This is a genomic window from Flagellimonas sp. L-11 (assembly GCF_056857735.1).
Genome location: NZ_JBSXNR010000054.1, coordinates 21,254 through 40,698, shown reverse-complemented (window position 1 = coordinate 40,698; position 19,445 = coordinate 21,254). Strand labels below are relative to the sequence as shown.

Genomic DNA, 19,445 nt, shown 5'->3' with positions numbered 1-19,445 from the left:
AGGTCATCATAACTGGGTGGAAGAAGGCTCAACTGGTCCTGGTCATTGGTCTTCCATACTACTTTTCGGCTCATAACTAAAGTTACGATCCCTTTCAGTTTTAAACAAAAAAAAGAGACTGCCTTTTTAGACAGCCTCTTTCAACATCAAAACGAACAACTCTTTATCAGTTGGGCATTACAACATCCTCAATAATATGGATCACTCCATTCGAGGCAACGACGTCTGTTTTGGAAATTTTACTCCAATTTCCCTGGGCATCTTCTAAATAGATACCGTCGTCCTTTTTCATAGCAGTTAATTTCCCACCGTTCAAGGTTGCAAGTTCTGCTTTTCCATTTCCCTGGGTCAATGCAGCTGCCACGTCGGTAGCCATTAATTTGCCCGACACCACGTGATAGGTTAAGATAGCCGCAAGTTTTTCCTTGTTTTCCGGTTGTAATAGTGCGTTCAAGGTTTCAGAATCAATTTTGGCAAAACCTGAATTCACAGGAGCGAATACCGTGAAAGGACCATCACCCTTCAAGGCTCCCACAAGATCAGCCGCTTTTAGTGCGGTCACCAAGGTTGAGAAATCATCTACCGAAACAGCAATGTCCACAATGTCTTGGGATTTTTGTGCACTAGTGTCTTGGGTTGAAAATAATAAAGCACAAGTGGCTAAAGCAAAGATTAATTTTTTCATTTTTTCTGATTTAAATTTTCAATGATTATTGTTTTTAAAGCGCTTTCAATTATTATTTACACATGGTTTGGGCAAATGGATGAGCACCGTAGTTTTTTATCATATCTTTAACACTGGCAATGAAGAACAGTTTTGAAGACCATGAGGTAATCGCCCGCTTAAATTCGGGTGACGACAAGGCCCTCTACCAGCTATACGACAAATATTCCGGAGCACTGTTCGGAGTAATTCTTCGCATGTGCCGTGATAAAGACAAGGCTGAAGACCTGCTACAGGAAACTTTCATAAAAATTTGGAAAAACATAGCAGCCTACGATGCCTCAAAAGGCAGATTTTATACTTGGGCCTACAGAATTGCACGCAACACAACGTTAAATTCAATGCGAACTAAGAACAAGCTCATCCAAACGGATGATTTAAGTGTATATGATACTAAGGAGGTTAACGAAGAGTTACCCAATTATACGGAACTTAAAGGTTCCATAAAAGCCCTTGAACCTCATCACCAAAAAGCTATTGCATTGGTGTATTATAGCGGTTATACCCATAAACAAGCACACAAGGCAATGGGAGTGCCATTGGGCACCTTTAAGTCCTACATTAGGCAAGCACTAAAACAATTGCGCGAAACGTACACGAATATGTTGGTTTATATTTGGGTCGTTTTAGAATCAATGGCATGATGGAAAAGAAAAAGATATTGGAAGAAGGACTTCTAGAGCTTTATCTGACCGGAGAGCTTTCAGAAGAATTGACCACTGCTGTGGAAGATGCCCTGAAGCAAGATGAATCGCTCAAGGAGCATTTTGATGTGTTGGAAGCAGATTTCGAACGCATGGGTATGGAACAGGCCATAACTCCGCCATTAATTGTAAAAGAAAGAATAAAAAACGTCATCCGTCAACCAGAGATAAAAAAAACAAGTTGGTTGCCCCTATCGATTGCGGCCGGATTTGCATTGGTTTTTGGCCTAAGTACGTTTTGGCTCTATGTGAAATGGCAAGATGCCGAAAGCGATCTAAACACACTTCAATTGCAAACCAGCCAATTACAGCAGCAAGTGGATGAACTGGAATCCGAGTTCAGGCTCACCGCCAATCGTTTGGAGAACATCAATAATCCAGATGTGGTTCCTTTGGTACTCTATGGTAACCAAAAAGCGCCCAACGGCAAGGCCATAGCTTTCATCAACCATAAAAGTCAACTGGTATTTGTCAACCCCAAAGGATTACCCGTATTGCCCAAGGATAAAACCTATCAAATGTGGAGCGATGTCAATGGAGAAATGATCAATATGGGCGTTGTACCCACCGATAAAGAGTTAGTAACCTTAAAATATATCGAAAACGCGGAATCGCTAAACCTGACCGTAGAACCTGCTGGCGGTAGCGAACACCCAACAGTTGAGGAACTAATTTCCAACGTTATCATATAATCCAAAAGGACAAGTGGGACATTGGCCCAAGAATCAAATTCTTTTCGGCAATGTCCCACCTTCCGGACTAGAATCCATAAAAGTCAAGAAACCTCACCCAACCATTTCTGGTTGCATGTTCCAGTTTTCGTTGCCCAAGAGCACTTGGTCAAAATCTATACCTTCAATCGGCTTTAAGGTTTGGCGTGCTGCATTCCATTCTATTTTCCTTCCCAATTTCCAGGATAAACCTGCCATGTGGGCAGAAATAGCTTCATCAAAACCTTCTTTGATGCCGCAGCTTACGTTTCCACCATTTTTAATAACACTTAACCATTCCCTCATGTGCAAAAAGGTGGAATCTACACGAACTCCATCAATATAGGTCCACATTAGGCCTTTATCAGCAAAGTACTGCGATGTTGCCGATGATACGGCATCTGTTGCATTCGCTGCTGGGTCGTATTGGTAGATAGGTACGTCAGGTCTCATTTTTTCCATTTCCAGCATATCGGCATATCGGGTAGACGCCCCATCGGGCCAAACCGTTAATCTATTGCCCAGTTCCATAGTCGCATCGTGCCCCATTAAAATGGTAGGTCTATTGAATCCGTTACCCAAAGTTGCACTATAGCAAAAGGTCATCCCTTTTTCCTTGCCCTTGGTTTGACTGCTTCCCGTGCTATAATCGGGAAACTCCATGTTCACTTGGATCACATCGGGAACATTACGGCCATCGTTATGGGTATAAATTCCACCTGAAGCACTTACCGAAGCTGGAATTCCCATATTGAGGACGCAGTTCAAGCGGTCGTAATCGTGGGTCAACAAATCTCCAGATAGTCCAGAACCATAGGCCCACCATTTACGCCATCTGAAAAAGTGGTTTTTGTTGAACGGTACCTTTGGTGCCGACCCCAAGAATTGTTCCCAATCAATGGTATCGGGACTGGCTTTTTCGTGGATATCGTAGTTCCATGCCCCGTTGTCGTCGTTCCTGTTTGTGTTTGTCTGGATCAAGGACACATGCCCCAGCGTTCCTTTTTCCACAATGTCGCGGGCCGTGCCAAAACTCAAGGTTTGCCTATGTTGGTGTCCTACTGCAAAAACCGCATCGGATTTTTCGGCGGCCTCGCGCAAGGCATAGGTCTCACCAATAGTATGTGTCATGGGTTTTTCTACATATACATGCACATTATTGTTCAATGCTTCGATGGACATGGGAGCATGCCAGTGGTCCGGGGTAGCGATTACCACGGCATCCACTTCGCCACTTTGGATCATATCCTTGTAGGTCAAATATCTTTTTATTTGATTATCGTCCGTCGAGAACGAATTAATGAATTTTTCGGCTCGTACATCGAATATATCACAAATACCGACCAACTTTACATTGAGCCGTTCTTGTTTCTCAAAATCTTCCAACCTTTTATTGTTCGGGTCTTCTTCGGCTTCCAAACGCATTTCTTCTTTCCATTCGTCCGTAGCAAAGCCCAATGCCCTGGTCAATTGTTCCCCTCGGATACCAAAGCCTATAATTCCGATTCGAACAGGTTCACCGCCAATACCTGGAACTGCAGGAGGCAATGATGGCTTTATATTAAGTTGTTCCAATATTTCCGAGCGTTTATTCCTCGACCCTACAGAGGTTGCCGCTCCTGCCCACCATACAGCTCCGAGTATGGGCAGGCCTCCCAATCCTAGTAAAAGGTCTCTTCTAGTCCATTTCATTGTTCCTGAGTTTTAAGTTTGTACTTTCTAAGGTAATCCAGACCAAAGTATTTGCCTGTTGGTAGTTGGTAAATCACAATACAGGCCACAAGTTCAATCAAATTCTTATTGATCAACCAGTAGTTTCCTTCTGCGTTCATTTGTGTTAAACCAGGAAATGGCGGATGGGCCAAGAAATACAATGCCAGTAGACCAATGCCCACAATGGCCCCGATTTTTTCGAAGATTCCAAGGGTAAAGGTGACCCCTACCACCATAAGGGCAATAATGTTCAAAGTGTCCACCCAACCTATGGTTGCATCGCCGATCAACATGGTAAAAAACCACTCAAAAGGTCCTTGCGCGGTTGCCAAATACCCAAACGATGTCCATTCGGGATTGTACATCTTCACCACACCTTCAAATAAAAAGTGCCACCCGATAAAAATACGAAGCAGGGTAACACTTGCTTTCAGTTTATTTTGATTTTGGTCCATAGTTATATAGTTAATTGCAAACAATCGTTGCTTCTGATATGTTTTAGAAATCAAGAATTGGGAAATGACACATCTGATCTTCTTTTATTTTGAAGTACTAAAAGTACCCAACACCACCACCAAATACCATGACGAATGTCATTTTTAAGGGTTGATCATATTGTCTGTGTTTAAAAACAATAAAATCGCGACTCTTAATAAGTGCCGCTAACAAATGAAAGTATGTTGAGAAGACATACCAAGCTGCGCAAGGCATGGCAAGTGCATTAAAGAATTACACGCTGGATGATAAAAATAATATTGCCCCTAAGCAAGACCCTTAGGCTGGCTCACCGAACAAATCGTAATCCGATGCGTCCGTAATTTTGATGTTGACAAAGTCTCCGATTTTCACATAGTGTTTTGTAGCATCAATAAGCACTTCGTTGTCTACATCGGGGGAATCAAATTCCGTGCGGCCCACAAAATGGTTCCCTTCCTTTCTATCGATGATACAACGGAAGGTTTCCCCGATTTTCTCTTGGTTGAGTTCCCAAGAAATTTGGGACTGGATTTCCATGATAATATTGGCGCGCTCTTGTTTCACCTCTTCGGGAACATCGTCCTCCAAATTATAGGCATGGGTATTCTCCTCATGACTGTACGTGAAACAACCCAAACGTTCAAAGCGCATTTCTTGGACCCATTGTTTCAGGGTTTCAAAATCCTCTTTGGTTTCACCGGGGTAACCAACGATCAATGTGGTTCGGATAGCCATTTCGGGAACGGCTTCCCTAAAGTCTTTCAACAGCTTTGTGGTTTTGGTCTGGGTGGTACCACGTCGCATACTTTTAAGTATGGAATCCGAAATATGTTGAAGCGGTATATCGATGTAATTACAAATCTTGGGCTCGTTGCGCATCACTTCCAAAACATCCATGGGGAAACCTGTAGGAAATGCATAGTGCAAACGAATCCATTCAATCCCCTCGACTTTGGCCAATGCCTGAAGCAATTCTGCCAAGTTTCTTTTCTTATAAAGGTCAAGACCGTAATAGGTAAGGTCTTGTGCAATTAAAATGAGTTCTTTGACCCCATTGGCAGCCAACTTTTCAGCCTCGGCCACCAAATCTTCAATAGGTGTGCTCCTGTGCTTGCCTCTCATTAATGGAATCGCACAGAACGAACATGGTCTATCGCAACCTTCGGCAATTTTAAGATAGGCATAGTTTTTAGGTGTAGTGGTCAAACGCTCACCAATCAACTCGTGCTTGTAATCGGCACCAAGCGCTTTCAACAAATTGGGAAGGTCACTGGTCCCAAAATACTCATCCACATTGGGAATTTCTTTCTCCAAATCCGGTTTATAACGCTCGCTCAAGCAGCCGGTCACAAAAACCTTATCAACATCCCCAGCTTCTTTGCGCTGTACGTAGTCCAAAATGGTGTTGACACTTTCTTCCTTGGCATTCGCAATAAATCCGCAGGTGTTGATCACCACAACATTGCCTTCCTCTTCGTGTGCCACATCTTTGTTGTTGGCACGCAATTGTCCCATCAACACTTCGGAGTCGTAGACATTTTTGCTACAACCCAAGGTCACTACATTGATTTTGTTCTTTTTGAGCGATTTTGTACGCATATTTCCTATAAATGGAGTGCAAAAATACAATAACGCAAAGCATTACAATCACATTAGTGTATAATTTTAGCGGTAGTATATCTTGTAGTAATTAGGTAAAAGCAATACTAAGCTTGTTAATCCCGATAGTCTTCTGGCATTTTTCGGGCCTTGGTCAGCTCTTCAAAAGCTTTGCCTATTCGCAACAAATGGGCTTCGGAAAATGGCTTTCCGATAAAAGTCATGCTTTCAGGCTCGCCATCAGCTTTATACCCCATCGGAACGGTCAAAGCGGGATATTCTGCCACGGCAGCATAGCCTGCGTGGTAATTGTTGATACTCAACACGGCATCAAGCTGCTTTTCTTCCATTATTTTGAAGAACGCCCTACCTGATTCCCTCAAATCTTGCTTTATTTTTTCGAATTGTTCTGCCGTGGTTGAATCGGCCAAAATACCATCAAAACGTGCTTGCCCGTAGGGTATTCTAACCAAAGAATCTTGATTGTTGAATGTGACCACATCTTCTACCGATGCCACTCTTACGGCGTCCCTATCTTTCACCTCTGCGTTTAAATAAGCAGGTAAATCCTCTTTCATATCCAAATTCAACAGCGTAGTGAAACCTTCCAAAGGAATACTTTCTGCTTCAAATGCAACTATTTGGGCACCCGCTTCTCGCAAAGCTTGCACATTGGCAGCATAAATGGAGTCCCCCTCCATAAAGTTCGTCATCACTCCAAGACGAATTTCATTGAGGGGCTCAGGGCTCATCCAAGCGGATAAAATGCCTGATTTTTCGGTACTTACCGATTTATAATCGGCTTCGTCCTTGCCCAACATGGCATCCAAAAGGATGGCGTTATCGGTTACATTTTTGGTCATGGGACCTGGGGTGTCCAAGGTACTGGAGATAGGCACGATTCCCGTTCTGCTCAATAGACCTATGGTCGGTTTTAAACCAACCACGGAATTCTGACTGGATGGCGAAAGTATGCTCCCAGAAGTCTCGGTTCCCACCGCACCTACTGCATAATTGGCAGCGGTGGATGTTCCGCTGCCCGCACTGGAACCTCCCGTATCAAAAATCCTTCTTCCGTAGGGGTTCAAGGTTTGTCCACCAACCGCACTTTGACCATTGGGACAACCGTCACATAGAAAATTGGCCCATTCACTTAGGTTTACCTTGCCTAAAATAAGAGCGCCCTTTTGTTTTAAGCGCTTTACGATAAAAGCATCATCGGTCTGGTTTTCTTTGAGAACAATGGCACCTGCGGTGGTTTTCATTTCGGCTGTTCCGATATTATCCTTCAATAAAATGGGCATACCGTAAATGGGATGATGCGTCTCCTTGCTTTCATCCAATTGGCGGGCTTCTTCAAGGACATTTGGATTCAATGCAATTATGGTGTTTAAGGTGGTTTTGTTGGGCAGTTCGTAGGTATAAATTCGGTGCAGGTAGAACAACACCAAATCTTCGTAGGTGAACGTTCCTGCATCAATATGGTTTTGAATGGTTGGGATATCCTGTTCCAAAACCAAAGGTTTCATTTTTTCGTATTGCGCTTCGGTGAACCGGGACACTTCATCATACAGAGGCAAAAAAACCTCGTTCTTGTCTAACACTTTACTTTGGATGAATTTATAGCGCATCCTCTTGTTCTCGTGCTCTGCATTGGCAGCAACCTCAGCGGAATCGTTATAGGGTGTCCAAAGGACAACCTCTTCCTTGGGTTCCGCATTTTTATCTTTACAGGAAATGAATCCGATCAGTAAAAAGGCACATAGAAAATATCTGAACATGATTTTATATTTTGAAAAATGAATCGACAAATTCATATTTATTGAACACTTGAAGATCCTCGATCCCTTCACCTACACCAATATATTTTACGGGGATCTGAAATTGGTCGGAAATTCCGATGACAACCCCACCCTTTGCTGTTCCGTCCAACTTGGTTACGGCCAAACTGGTTACTTCGGTGGCCTTGGTAAATTGTTTGGCCTGTTCAAATGCGTTCTGTCCCGTAGATCCGTCCAGCACCAAAAGCACCTCGTGAGGCGCGTCGGGGACCACTTTTTGCATTACGCGCTTCACTTTGGAAAGCTCGTTCATTAGATTGACCTTGTTGTGCAGACGTCCTGCGGTATCCACCAAAACCACATCGGCATTTTCTGCCACCGCCGAACTCAAGGTATCAAATGCCACAGAGGCAGGGTCGCTGCCCATTTTTTGTTTTACAATAGGGACATCTACCCGCTTGGCCCAAACCTCCAATTGATCTATGGCGGCGGCTCGGAAGGTATCGGCTGCCCCCAGCACCACTTTCATTCCTTTATTTTTAAACTTATGGGCCAATTTACCAATGGTGGTTGTTTTACCCACACCGTTTACGCCAACAACCATAATTACATAGGGCTTTTTGTCTTGGGGCACGGTAATTTCGGTATCCTCGCCCGAATTGGTCTCAGAAAGCAAACCTGCTATTTCCTCACGTAAAATGGTATTGAGTTCATCGGTACCCATGTATTTGTCGCGGGACACACGTTGTTCGATTCGGTCTATTATTTTAAGCGTAGTATTTACGCCTACATCGGAAGTTACCAAAACCTCTTCCAGGTTATCCAATACTTCATCATCCACTTTGGATTTACCTGCAACGGCCTTGCCCAGTTTACCAAAAAAACTGGTTTTGGATTTTTCGAGCCCCTTGTCCAAGGTCTCTTTTTTATCCTTTGAAAATATATTTTTGAATAGACTCATCCTGTGTTCTTTGCTAATGGTCAAAGATAGGAAAGTAAGGGGAGTTTTGTTAATACAAAATTTGATCGGGACGGATTACCCTTATGGTTGTAGTAGAGGTTGGTAAAATACAAAATCAAGAAAATAAAAAAAGCCGCTAAAAAGCGGCTTCTATAGTGTGCAAGGAAGTTTTTCCTTATTTGCTGTTCAACCAGTCATTTACCATTTCTGGTGGCATTACAGACTCTACAAAAGTGTAAGCTCCAGTTTTTGGGGATTTTACCATTTTGATGGCCTTTGTCAATCTTTTGGATGATGACTGAAGCGTTGCTACTGTTTTCTTTGCCATGGTTTATATTTTTTTGCTCTTTACTTTGTAAAAAGCTATTACTTAATTTCTTTATGAACGGTCATACGCTTAAGGATAGGATTGTACTTTTTAATCTCCATCCTATCTGGCGTGTTTTTCTTGTTCTTTGTGGTAATATATCTAGAAGTACCTGGCATACCAGATTCTTTGTGTTCTGTACACTCTAAAATTACCTGAACCCTATTTCCTTTCTTTGCCATTGTATTGTACTTATAATGCTTTTACAACTTACTTTTTGGAATTGATTTCCTTCAAGACAGCAGAGATTCCTTTCTTGTTGATGATTTTCAACCCACGGGCAGAAACGTTCAAGGTTACCCAACGATCTTCCTCCGGAATATAAAATCTCTTCTTGGAGATATTCGCATCGAACCTCCTTTTGGTCTTATTGATAGAAAAGGAAACGTTGTTTCCAAACATCACCTTTTTTCCTGTTACTTCACAAACTTTAGACATCTCCCTAACTATTTGAGTGATTTTATTGAGGCTGCAAATTTATACCATTTTAATGGGACGTACAAAAATCTTTTTCAGAAATTTAAAATTTCTTTGTACAAGAGCTCAAAAGCCTTGTTTACAGACTTTTTGACGACCCTTTCCCTGTGCTTGCCCATCACAAATTTTTGGGCAAAAGTAGCCTTTGGTGTGCTTATTCCTATGTAAACGGTTCCAACATCGGCATCGGAATCACCTTTGGTGGGCCCTGCGTTGCCCGTAGTGGCAATCGCAAAATCGGTTTCCAGCTTTTTCTTCACATTATTGGCCATGGTCATGGCAACTTCTTCGCTGACCACGGAATGTTTATCTATAAGTTCTTGTGGCACTTCCAACAATCTTACTTTCATCTCGGTGGCATAGCACACTATACTTCCCTTAAAATAATTGGATGCTCCCGGAACTGCGGTAATTCTTTCTGCAATACTGCCGCCCGTAAAACTTTCGGCCGTGGACAATGTCATTTTTTTATTGGTCAACAAAGTACCGATTTGTTTCTCCACTCGTCCATCTTCCTCCTCCTCACCATAAATGATATCACCGATCAAAGGATACAACTTTTTGACCTGTTCCTCTATGCCGGCCATTAAGGCTTCTTTATCCGCTCCTTTGGCAGAAAGCCGCAACCTTACGCTCCCAAGATTAGGCAAGTAGGCAAACTTTATAAAAGATGGCAGGTCATTCTCCCAATCCTCCAGTTTTTCCGCCACGGCACTCTCTCCCATACCATAGGTCATAATGGTTTTATGAACAATATGGGGACGTTCGTATGCTTCAACAATTTTGGGCAATACGGATTTGGTGATGAGATTTCTCATCTCATAAGGTACACCTGGAAGTGAAACAAAGGCGGTCTTCCCTTTTTTTATCCACAAGCCAGGAGCGGTACCAAATTCGTTGTGCAGCACCGTAGCCTTGGATGGAACCATGGCTTGCTCCCTGTTCAAATCCGAAATTGGGGTTGTAATATATTTTTTGAAAAGCTCTTCAATGTGAGACAATACTGAATCGTCCCGGACCAGTTCATCATCAAAGAATTCACAAAGGGTATGCTTGGTGACATCATCCTTTGTGGGCCCCAAACCACCCGTAATGATGACCACCGAAGAGCGCTCTCCTGCTTCTTTTAAAGATTTGAGTATATGTTCCCTATCGTCCTGTACGGAAGTAATTTGATAGACCGAGACTCCAATTTTGTTGAGTTCTTTGGATATGAACGCTGAATTGGAATCTACAATCTGGCCAATGAGAATTTCATCCCCAATGGTAATTATTTCGGCTTGCATCTATAAATTGAAGTCGTTTTTTAGTTCGGTGACCACTTGGAGCACATCCTTTTTAAGGATGGGGAATTTTTCCTCAATCTCCTCCATACTGCCTGCTGTTTTGCCTAAGGTTTCTATTTCGAGCGCCTTGGCCCTTGTTTGCTCCATGCCCAAAATATCCACATTGGGCTTAATTTTGTGCGCTAGCTTGTATATGTTTTCGTAGTCCTTACAGCTGATTGCCTTTTCAAGGCTTTCCAAATCTTCCGGGACTTCTTCCAAAAACACAGAAATTACGGAGGTAATGAAATCCTCATCACCTTCGGCCATTTCATTTATTTTATCGAGATTGTAAATCATTATCTTACATTAATATCAAACAGTTGCTCTCCTTCCAATGTACCGACAAGGTAGTCATTTGGGCTTACTTTACCAACACCGGCAGGTGTACCTGTAAAGATAATATCGCCCTTTTTCAGCATAAAATACGTAGATACATACGCTATAATTTCATCTATTTTCCACAGCATTAAAGAGGTATTCCCTTCTTGCATTTTTTCCCCATTTTTTGACAATGTAAAATTTAGATTGTCCAAATCTTTAAATTTACTTTTGGACAACCACTTGCCCACCACGGCCGCTCCATCAAATCCTTTGGCCTTTTCCCAGGGCAATCCTTTGGATTTTAATTTGGATTGAAGGTCTCTTGCCGTAAAATCTATTCCCAGACCAACTTCATCATAATATTTATGGGCAAATTCTTTGGAAACATGTTTTCCCACTTTTTTGATTTTCACCAAGACCTCTACTTCATAATGTACATCTTGAGAAAATTCGGGGATATAAAAATCTTGCTCTTTGGGCAAAATAGCAGAATCGGGCTTTATAAAAACCACAGGTTCATCCGGACGCTCGTTGTTCAATTCATCAATATGATCAACGTAATTACGTCCTATACAAATCAGCTTCATAATCTGTTATGGGGGTTAACGCTTCTTATCTTAAAATTTATTGTTGAGCTTGCTCAACTTTATTTGGGTAAGTACTTTTTTGGTGTACAGCGGGAAGTCGGCGTTCAAAATCCAACCAAAATATCCTGGTTCTTTTTCCATGACCTCATCCACCGTTTTTCCTTTGTGCTTTCCGAAGGAAAAAATAGGGTTGTCATTTTCGTCCACACCGATAAAACCTGCAAAATCAAGATTTTGCTTTCGGGTAGTGAACTCCGATAGTTTTTTAACATCGTTTTCCAGTTCAGGGTATCTTTCCAACTGTGCGAGTAAAACTTCATAAGTGGCCATGGTATCGGCTTCGGCACTGTGAGCGTCGTCCAAATTCTTATCACAATAGAATTTGTAAGCTGCCTCCAAAGTTCGTTTTTCCATTTTATGGAAAATGGTCTGCACATCTACGGAGACCATACTCTTCATATCAAAATCCACATCGGCCCGGAGCATTTCTTCCGCCAACAAGGGAATATCGAACCTGTCGGAATTGAAACCTGCCAAATCACTATCACGGATCATGGCATAAATGTCTTTGGACAACTGCTTAAAAGTGGGCTCGTTGGCCACTTTTTCATTGGAAATTCCATGAATGGCCTCAGATTCTGCCGGAATCGGCATTTCCGGGTTCACCAACCATGTCTTACTTTCCTTGTTTCCATTGGGAAAAACCTTTAGGATGGATATTTCAACTATCCTGTCTTTTGCAACGTTGGTTCCCGTGGTCTCCAAATCAAAAAAGCAGATAGGTTTAGTCAATTGTAATTGCATGTGGGACTTTTTAAATAAAATTCACTGGGCTTCTAAATTAAGAATAGTGAAAAGAATATGAACGGTTTTGCGTTATATTTCCCTGTTTATGTCCCAAGCTTCCAAATAATCGGCTACGGCTTTTACAAACATACCCCCCAAGGCACCATTTACAACACGGTGGTCGTAACTGTGCGATAGATACATTTTACTGCGGATTCCGATATATTCGCCTTGATCGGTTTCGATGACCGATGGCATCTTTCTTATGGCGCCCAAAGCAAGGATTCCCACTTGTGGTTGATTGATGATGGGCGTTCCGAAAACACTTCCGAAGGAACCGACATTGGTTACCGTGTAGGTGCCATCTTTTACCTCATCGGGCTTCAACTGATTATTTCTAGCTCTACTGGCAAGATCGTTCACGGTTTTGGCCATGCCTACCAAGTTCAATTGATCGGCATTTTTGATTACCGGAACAATCAAATTGCCATCGGGCAGGGCCGCTGCCATACCTAAATTGATGTTTTTCTTTTTAATGACCTTGTCCCCATCCAACGATATGTTCATCATTGGATATTTTTTCAAGGCCATGGCCACGGCTTCCATAAATATGGGCGTAAAGGTCAGTTTTTCCCCTTCGCGTTCTTGGAAAGCATTTTTTACCTTGTTTCTCCAGTTCACCACATTGGTCACATCCACTTCCACAAAACTTTGTACGTGTGCTGAGGTGGATACACTCTCGACCATGTGATGGGCGATCAGTTTGCCCATTCGGGTGAGCGGAATTACCTCATCTCCTGCACCTACTTGAACTTTGGATTCTTTTGGTTTGTCCGCGACCGTTTCTTTTGGCGCTATGGGCGTTGCCGCTTTTTCAGTCTTGACTTCTTGCTGTGGTGTTGCTTCTACTTTGGTTTCGTTTCCATTGGAACGGTTTTCCAAATAGGCCATAATATCGTTCTTGGTGACCCTGCCTTCTTTTCCCGTTCCAACAATGGCCTCCAATTCGTCCATGGAAACATTTTCTTCCTTGGCAATATTCTTCACCAAAGGTGAATAGAATCGTTCCGAATTTGAAAAATCGGGTGCTGGGGAGGAAACAGATTCTTTCACCCCTGCCATTTGGGCTTCCAATTCCCTTGCTGGCACTTCTGCTGGTTCCTCTACCACCATTTCGTCATCGGTACTGTCATCCGCTACATGGTCAGCTTCACCTTCTATTTGGATTACGGCGACCACTTCACCAACTTTTATGACATCATCTACTTCGAACCGCTTTTCCAACAACACGCCATCCACTTCACTGGGAACTTCGGAATCCACTTTATCGGTGGCAATTTCAAAGATGGCCTCGTCCATCTCAATGGTATCGCCCACTTCCTTCAACCAGTTGGTCAAGGTAGCTTCTGCGACACTTTCTCCCATTTGCGGTAATTTCAATTCAAATTTTGACATATTCGTATTTATCAAAGTGATTTTGATTTGTATTTTACAAAAATACTAAAGAAATCGACTTATTTTTGACTTATGTTTATTTAATTCGCTTTGATCGAGCTTTCAAAAGGCACCCTATTGATGATGCTTCTTCCCAAAGTTACCTCGTCTGCATATTCCAATTCATCCCCGACCGAGATACCTCTGGCAATCGTGGAAGTTGTAACTTCCAGTCCGTCCAATTGTTTATAAATATAAAAATTAGTGGTGTCGCCCTCCATGGTTGAACTCAGGGCCAATATCAATTCTTTTACAACTCCATTCTTCACCTTATTGACCAACGATGCTATGGTAAGGTCTTGTGGCCCCATACCTTCCATGGGAGATATTTTACCCCCCAGCACATGGTACAACCCATTGTACTGCGATGTATTCTCAATGGCCATTACATCCCTGATATCTTCCACCACACAGACTATGGTTTCGTCCCGTTTGGGATTGGCGCAGATTTCGCACACTTCGGTATCGGAAATATTGTGGCAGTTTTTACAAAAATTGACCTCGCTCTTCAATTTTAGCAAGGCATGTGCCAAGAGTTCGGTTCTTTCTTCGGGCTGTTTTAGCAGGTGCAATACCAACCGTAATGCTGTTCGCTTACCGATTCCCGGCAATTGCGACATTTCGTAAACTGCATTTTCCAATAGCTTCGATGAAAATTCCATAGCATCAATTCTATTACAAAATTACGATTTTACCTTTACCAATTTACTTTCGTATTTTGCAAATCAAATTGCAAATATGACAGCCACACAAATTCTGTTGCTTATAGGTGCCTATTTCATGGTGCTCATCCTTATTTCTTACTTTACTGGTAAAAACGATTCCAACGCCGATTTTTTTAAGGCCGGCAAGCAATCCCCATGGTATGTTGTTGCCTTTGGAATGGTAGGTGCCTCGCTATCGGGTGTAACTTTTATATCGGTTCCTGGATGGGTGGGAGATAGCCAATTGACCTATATGCAGGTGGTTCTTGGGTATCTTTTTGGCTATTTTGTAGTGGCATTTGTATTGTTGCCCCTGTATTACAAACTGAACCTCACCTCTATTTACGAGTATTTGCTTGATCGTTTTGGAAAAGTAAGCCACCGTACCGGGGCGTTTTTCTTTTTTATATCCCGGGTTTTGGGTGCCGCTTTCAGATTATATTTGGTCGCCATCGTTTTACAGCAATTTGTTTTTGATGACCTTGGGGTTCGTTTTGAGTTTACGGTGGTCATTTCCATTGTATTGATTTGGCTCTACACGAACAAAGGGGGAATAAAAACCATTGTTTGGACCGATACCCTGCAGACACTTTTTATGATTTTGGCCGTAATCCTTTCCATTGTAATGATAAACAAGGAATTGGGATGGAGTTTTGGAGAGTTCTTGGCTTCGGAAGAATTAAAGAATTACAATGACTTTTTAATAACGGATAGTTTTTTGAACAAAAGTTATTTTATTAAATCCTTTGTAGGTGGAATGTTCGTGACTATTTGCATGACGGGCCTAGATCAGGATATGATGCAAAAGAACCTGACCTGCAAATCCTTGAAAGATGCCCAAAAGAACATGGTCTCTTTCAGTTTTGTACTGGTAGGCGTCACATTTTTATTCATGCTTTTGGGCGCCTTGCTTTTTATCTATGCAAAAAGGAAGGGCATTGGCATTCCGTTGATGGACGGCACCCCTAAAACCGACTTGTTATTCCCTGAAATTGCCCTAAATGGAGGTTTGGGGTTGGCTTTGGCCATTACTTTTATGCTTGGGTTGATTGCTGCCGCTTATAGTAGTGCCGACAGTGCGCTTACTTCCCTGACCACATCTTTTTGTGTGGACTTTTTAAATGTTGAAGAAAAAGAGGACAAAGAGCAAAAGCGCATAAGAAAACGCACCCATATTGTAATGAGCATAGTGTTGGTGATTGTTATTATCGCCTTTAAGTACATTCTTAGCAGCAATGTTATTGATAGTCTGCTCACTGTGGCCGGTTATACCTACGGCCCTTTATTGGGTCTTTTTGCCTTTGGCATCTTAACCAAGCATAAGATCAAGGATAGTTATGTTTGGATAGTTGCACTAGCTTCGGTGGTCACCATAGTTTTGGTTGCCAGTGTACCTGCAGATTATTTGGGAGGGTATCAGGTCGGCTATGAATTGTTACCACTCAACGGTTTATTGACATTTATTGGTCTTTGGCTGATCAGGACCAAGAAATCCAAGCCAAAAACTAGTATTGCCCAGTAGCCAACAACACCAAAGTACAGGCCACCTCCACCTTAATCCCTTCGTTTTCAAGGATTTTGTAGAACTCAGGGTTTTCGGTACCCGGATTAAAAATCACCCGTTTGGGTTTTAAATCCACGATTTGTTGATAATATTCCTTTTGGTTTTTGGGGCTTAAATATAAAGTTACGGTATCAATATTTTGAAAATCAACCAAGTTGTCTTTAATTTGCACCCCAGATACAGTTCCCCCACGTATCCCAAATGCGGTTGTTTCAACATTGTTGTCAACCAGCCTACGAATTGCTGTGTTGCTGTATCTTCCCGGGTTTGTAGAAGCCCCTACGACAAGTGTTTTTGACATTTGTTAATTTTTGTGTTAAACTTTAATATAGACTGTAACTTTTAAAAGGAAAACTCGTCTATTATTCATATATTATATTGTCATTGGTAAGACTGTATTTTTATAGTTAATGGTTAGTGTTTAGTATAGCTTATCAATGTATAACCCCGGTATTTTGCCGGGGTTTCTTCTTTTATAGACTTGCCGCAATTGCCCATCCAATTCAGAATACCTTACAAAAATGGGCAAAGCCATCATATTTTATGTTAAGGAATGTTAAAATAATTTTCTTCTGTAACATTCTCCAGTATCGGGCGTCTTAAAGGTAACATCAATCAATCGAATCATCAATCAAAAAACGAACAACTCATGAGACATGTGAGCATTCTTTTTGCACTTTTGCTGTGCATTGCATCCCCATTTTATTCTTTTGGAAACGATCCCGATACGGCTTTAGGCTCTGTTAACGGAACAGTCGTGGACAACACCAGCAAACAACCTGTTGCATACGCGGCGGTCGTCATCAAATCCGAAGATGGGTCAACGACCATAACTGGCGGTATTACTACCGAAGATGGAAGCTTCGAAATTGAAAAACTGCCCGATGGCACCTTTCTTTTTGAAGTACAGTTTATCGGCTACAAGACCTACTCCCAAAAACTGGTGATAGCCAAAGGGAAACGGAACCTGAACTTGGGAACCGTAACCTTGGAGGAAGAGACCAAGGAACTGGAAGGCGTTGAGGTAGTGGCCGAACGAACCACCATAGAACAACGTGTGGACAGAAAGGTAATCAATGTAGGGAAAGACCTTACGACCGCAGGTGCTTCGGCATCGGACATTATGAACAACATTCCATCCGTTAATGTGGATTCCCAAACAGGCGATATTACCCTTCGTGGAAATTCCAATGTGCGGGTCATGGTCGATGGAAAATTGTCCAACGTGCCCGTTGCACAATTGCTCAAGCAAATTCCGTCCACATCCATAAAATCCATAGAACTGATCACCAACCCGTCTGCCAAGTACAATCCCGAAGGGATGAGCGGCATCATCAATATTGTTTTGCACAAAAATGCAAACATTGGCTTCAACGGAAACGTGAACATGGGCCTTACCAAAGGTATCGAGGCCAAATTCAATAGCTCTATCGACTTGAACTACCGCAATGGCAAATTCAACTTTTATGGAAATTACGGGAACAATATCGGTAAATGGGTCAACGATGGAAGCATTCTCCGCATCGGGGAAAACTCACGCCAAAAGTTTGATTTCTTCAATAACAACAAATCCCATCTCTATAAAGTGGGGGTCGATTTCTATTTGAATGACAAAAACACCATATCCTTCTTTACCAATCAAAATATTTATGAAGGAGAAGGTGATGGCAAAACCGAAGTCTCGTATTTCAACAATCCATCCAGAAATGTGACCCAATTGTTCTTTGACGACTCCAACAACCGGAGCGAGCAATACAATTTTGACTATAAACTGGACTTTGACAAGGAAGGGCACAACATAGAGCTGGAAGTGGACCACAACCAGTTTGAAAGCGAACAAGATGCCGATTTTAGATCCACTGGAGCATCTACCTATCCGGATTATATGGATTTTGTGGATACCGAACGTACCCAAACTACGGCCAATTTAGATTACGTGAATCCGCTGGACAGTATTTCCAAGTTGGAAGTGGGATTGCAATCCAGAAATTTTGAGACCAAGGTGGATTATTCGTCCACTGGCCAAACTTTTAATTCCGAAGGAAACTTGGTACCAACGCCATCCACAAAATTTGTATATGATATGGATATCTATTCCGCCTACGCCACTTTTGGACAGTCCTACGAGAAATGGTCCTACCAAATGGGTGTTCGGGTAGAAGATGTGCAGGTAAAAGCGGATACCAATGCGGTACGTTCCTTTACCGACAAGTATACCGAAATATATCCATCCGCTTTTGTTACCTACAAACCCAATGAAAAAGATCAGGTACAAATTAGTTATAGCAGACGTGTGGACAGACCGGGGCTGCAACAAGTAAACCCAATCCGAGAGTTTGCCACCCCTTTGATATCTTCCTTTGGTAACCCAAATTTGGTTCCCCAGTTTACAAGCTCCTATGAAGCCAATTACACCAAAAGAATCAAAAACGGTAGTGTTACGGGCGGTGTTTTTTACAGAAGCATTTCAGACGAAATCAACAGGGCGATTTATATAGACCGCTTGGATTTGAACAAGACCATTCTCACTTTTGACAACTTTGATAAAACCTCTGCCTACGGGGTAGAGCTATCCACTAACTACAAGCCCATTAAATGGTGGAACATTAACGGCAGTTTCGACCTTTTTTCGCAGACGCAAAGAGGTATTACGGAAACGTTGAACTCTACGGATCCCAACCCAAGCGAGGACGATATTGTTGAAGAAAGAGTGGAGGTCGATAACACGGCCTGGAACCTTAGAATGAACAATAGCTTCACCGTGACCAAAAAATTGACGTTGCAAGCCTTTGGCTTTTACCGTGGACGAAACAAAAGCATACAGTTTGATGCCCAACCCATGTATTTTGTGAATTTGGGCGCGCGCTACAGCTTTGCCGAGGGCAATGGGACCCTTAGCTTAAACTATAACGATATTTTCAACACCATGCGCTTCGCCTTTGAAGGTGATTACCCCTATGCACAAGAAGGTGCCTTTAACTGGGAAAGCAATAATGTGTACGTTGGTCTATCCTACCGATTTGGAAGTGGAAAAAATAGCGCCAAACAACGCAAAAGAAGAGATAGCAACACCAAACAAAATGGTGGTGGAATTTTATAAAATGTATTGATGCCTCATATTGAGTGTTGGTTGGTTATCTTGTGGGGG

20 protein-coding genes are annotated in these 19,445 nt (G+C 42.3%); 4 read left to right on the top strand and 16 right to left on the bottom strand.

Going from position 1 to position 19,445, the window contains the following annotated elements:
- Positions 1 to 166: 166 nt before the first annotated feature.
- A complete protein-coding gene (locus tag AC13CC_RS08640; RefSeq protein WP_482875704.1) occupies positions 167 to 685 on the bottom strand; it encodes a fasciclin domain-containing protein in 519 nt (172 codons plus the stop codon).
- Between the two features lie 119 nt (positions 686 to 804).
- Between AC13CC_RS08640 and AC13CC_RS08635 the strand changes: the two genes are divergently transcribed.
- Positions 805 to 1,368, top strand: a complete 564-nt coding sequence (locus tag AC13CC_RS08635; protein WP_482875703.1) for an RNA polymerase sigma factor — start codon at positions 805 to 807, stop codon at positions 1,366 to 1,368.
- A complete protein-coding gene (locus tag AC13CC_RS08630) occupies positions 1,365 to 2,120 on the top strand; it encodes an anti-sigma factor (protein ID WP_326278887.1) in 756 nt (251 codons plus the stop codon). The genes AC13CC_RS08635 and AC13CC_RS08630 overlap by 4 nt, the downstream gene beginning before the upstream one ends.
- A 93-nt stretch (positions 2,121 to 2,213) precedes the next feature.
- Here the strand turns inward: AC13CC_RS08630 and AC13CC_RS08625 are convergent, their stop codons facing one another.
- The 14 genes from AC13CC_RS08625 to recR form a co-directional block, all read right to left on the bottom strand.
- A complete protein-coding gene (locus AC13CC_RS08625; protein ID WP_482875702.1) occupies positions 2,214 to 3,830 on the bottom strand; it encodes a Gfo/Idh/MocA family protein in 1,617 nt (538 codons plus the stop codon).
- Positions 3,827 to 4,306, bottom strand: coding sequence for a DoxX family membrane protein (locus AC13CC_RS08620; protein ID WP_326278885.1), 480 nt, complete (start codon positions 4,304 to 4,306; stop codon positions 3,827 to 3,829). Before AC13CC_RS08620 ends, AC13CC_RS08625 begins: the two co-directional genes overlap by 4 nt.
- A gap of 319 nt (positions 4,307 to 4,625) precedes the next feature.
- Entirely contained in the window at positions 4,626 to 5,927 is a 1,302-nt protein-coding gene (gene rimO / locus AC13CC_RS08615) for a 30S ribosomal protein S12 methylthiotransferase RimO (protein WP_326278884.1), read from the bottom strand.
- Positions 5,928 to 6,043: 116 nt separating this feature from the next.
- Positions 6,044 to 7,708 (bottom strand): amidase family protein, encoded by a 1,665-nt coding sequence (locus tag AC13CC_RS08610; RefSeq protein ID WP_482875701.1) that lies wholly within the window; start codon positions 7,706 to 7,708, stop codon positions 6,044 to 6,046.
- A 4-nt stretch (positions 7,709 to 7,712) separates the two neighbouring features.
- Positions 7,713 to 8,669, bottom strand: a complete 957-nt coding sequence (gene ftsY, locus AC13CC_RS08605; protein ID WP_326278882.1) for a signal recognition particle-docking protein FtsY — start codon at positions 8,667 to 8,669, stop codon at positions 7,713 to 7,715.
- 175 nt (positions 8,670 to 8,844) lie between these two features.
- A complete protein-coding gene (locus AC13CC_RS08600; protein ID WP_014033527.1) occupies positions 8,845 to 8,997 on the bottom strand; it encodes a DUF4295 domain-containing protein in 153 nt (50 codons plus the stop codon).
- A 38-nt stretch (positions 8,998 to 9,035) separates the two neighbouring features.
- Positions 9,036 to 9,218: a 50S ribosomal protein L33 gene (gene rpmG, locus AC13CC_RS08595; protein WP_100817574.1), complete on the bottom strand. Its 183-nt coding sequence runs from the start codon at positions 9,216 to 9,218 to the stop codon at positions 9,036 to 9,038.
- Between the two features lie 28 nt (positions 9,219 to 9,246).
- Complete coding sequence (gene rpmB, locus AC13CC_RS08590) at positions 9,247 to 9,474, bottom strand: 50S ribosomal protein L28 (RefSeq protein WP_100817573.1); 228 nt, start codon at positions 9,472 to 9,474, stop codon at positions 9,247 to 9,249.
- Positions 9,475 to 9,548: 74 nt separating this feature from the next.
- Positions 9,549 to 10,799 carry a competence/damage-inducible protein A gene (locus AC13CC_RS08585; protein WP_482875700.1) on the bottom strand — a complete coding sequence of 417 codons (1,251 nt, stop codon included), beginning with the start codon at positions 10,797 to 10,799 and terminating at the stop codon, positions 9,549 to 9,551.
- Complete coding sequence (locus AC13CC_RS08580; protein ID WP_482875699.1) at positions 10,800 to 11,138, bottom strand: Hpt domain-containing protein; 339 nt, start codon at positions 11,136 to 11,138, stop codon at positions 10,800 to 10,802.
- Positions 11,138 to 11,749, bottom strand: a complete 612-nt coding sequence (locus tag AC13CC_RS08575; protein ID WP_482875698.1) for a fumarylacetoacetate hydrolase family protein — start codon at positions 11,747 to 11,749, stop codon at positions 11,138 to 11,140. The genes AC13CC_RS08580 and AC13CC_RS08575 overlap by 1 nt, the downstream gene beginning before the upstream one ends.
- A 30-nt stretch (positions 11,750 to 11,779) precedes the next feature.
- Positions 11,780 to 12,553 (bottom strand): 3'-5' exonuclease, encoded by a 774-nt coding sequence (locus AC13CC_RS08570; protein WP_326278878.1) that lies wholly within the window; start codon positions 12,551 to 12,553, stop codon positions 11,780 to 11,782.
- 72 nt (positions 12,554 to 12,625) lie between these two features.
- Complete coding sequence (locus tag AC13CC_RS08565) at positions 12,626 to 13,990, bottom strand: dihydrolipoamide acetyltransferase family protein (RefSeq protein ID WP_326278877.1); 1,365 nt, start codon at positions 13,988 to 13,990, stop codon at positions 12,626 to 12,628.
- Positions 13,991 to 14,070: 80 nt separating this feature from the next.
- Positions 14,071 to 14,691 (bottom strand): recombination mediator RecR, encoded by a 621-nt coding sequence (gene recR, locus AC13CC_RS08560; RefSeq protein ID WP_482875697.1) that lies wholly within the window; start codon positions 14,689 to 14,691, stop codon positions 14,071 to 14,073.
- 76 nt (positions 14,692 to 14,767) lie between these two features.
- Here recR and AC13CC_RS08555 point away from each other — a divergent pair, with 76 nt between their 5' ends.
- Positions 14,768 to 16,255 (top strand): sodium:solute symporter, encoded by a 1,488-nt coding sequence (locus AC13CC_RS08555; protein WP_482875696.1) that lies wholly within the window; start codon positions 14,768 to 14,770, stop codon positions 16,253 to 16,255.
- Here AC13CC_RS08555 and AC13CC_RS08550 read toward each other — a convergent pair.
- A complete protein-coding gene (locus tag AC13CC_RS08550) occupies positions 16,239 to 16,598 on the bottom strand; it encodes a CoA-binding protein (RefSeq protein WP_326278874.1) in 360 nt (119 codons plus the stop codon). The two genes, AC13CC_RS08555 and AC13CC_RS08550, sit on opposite strands and share 17 nt — an antisense overlap.
- Before the next feature lie 348 nt (positions 16,599 to 16,946).
- Between AC13CC_RS08550 and AC13CC_RS08545 the strand changes: the two genes are divergently transcribed.
- Entirely contained in the window at positions 16,947 to 19,397 is a 2,451-nt protein-coding gene (locus tag AC13CC_RS08545) for a TonB-dependent receptor (RefSeq protein WP_482875695.1), read from the top strand.
- The last annotated feature ends 48 nt before the right edge of the window (positions 19,398 to 19,445 follow it).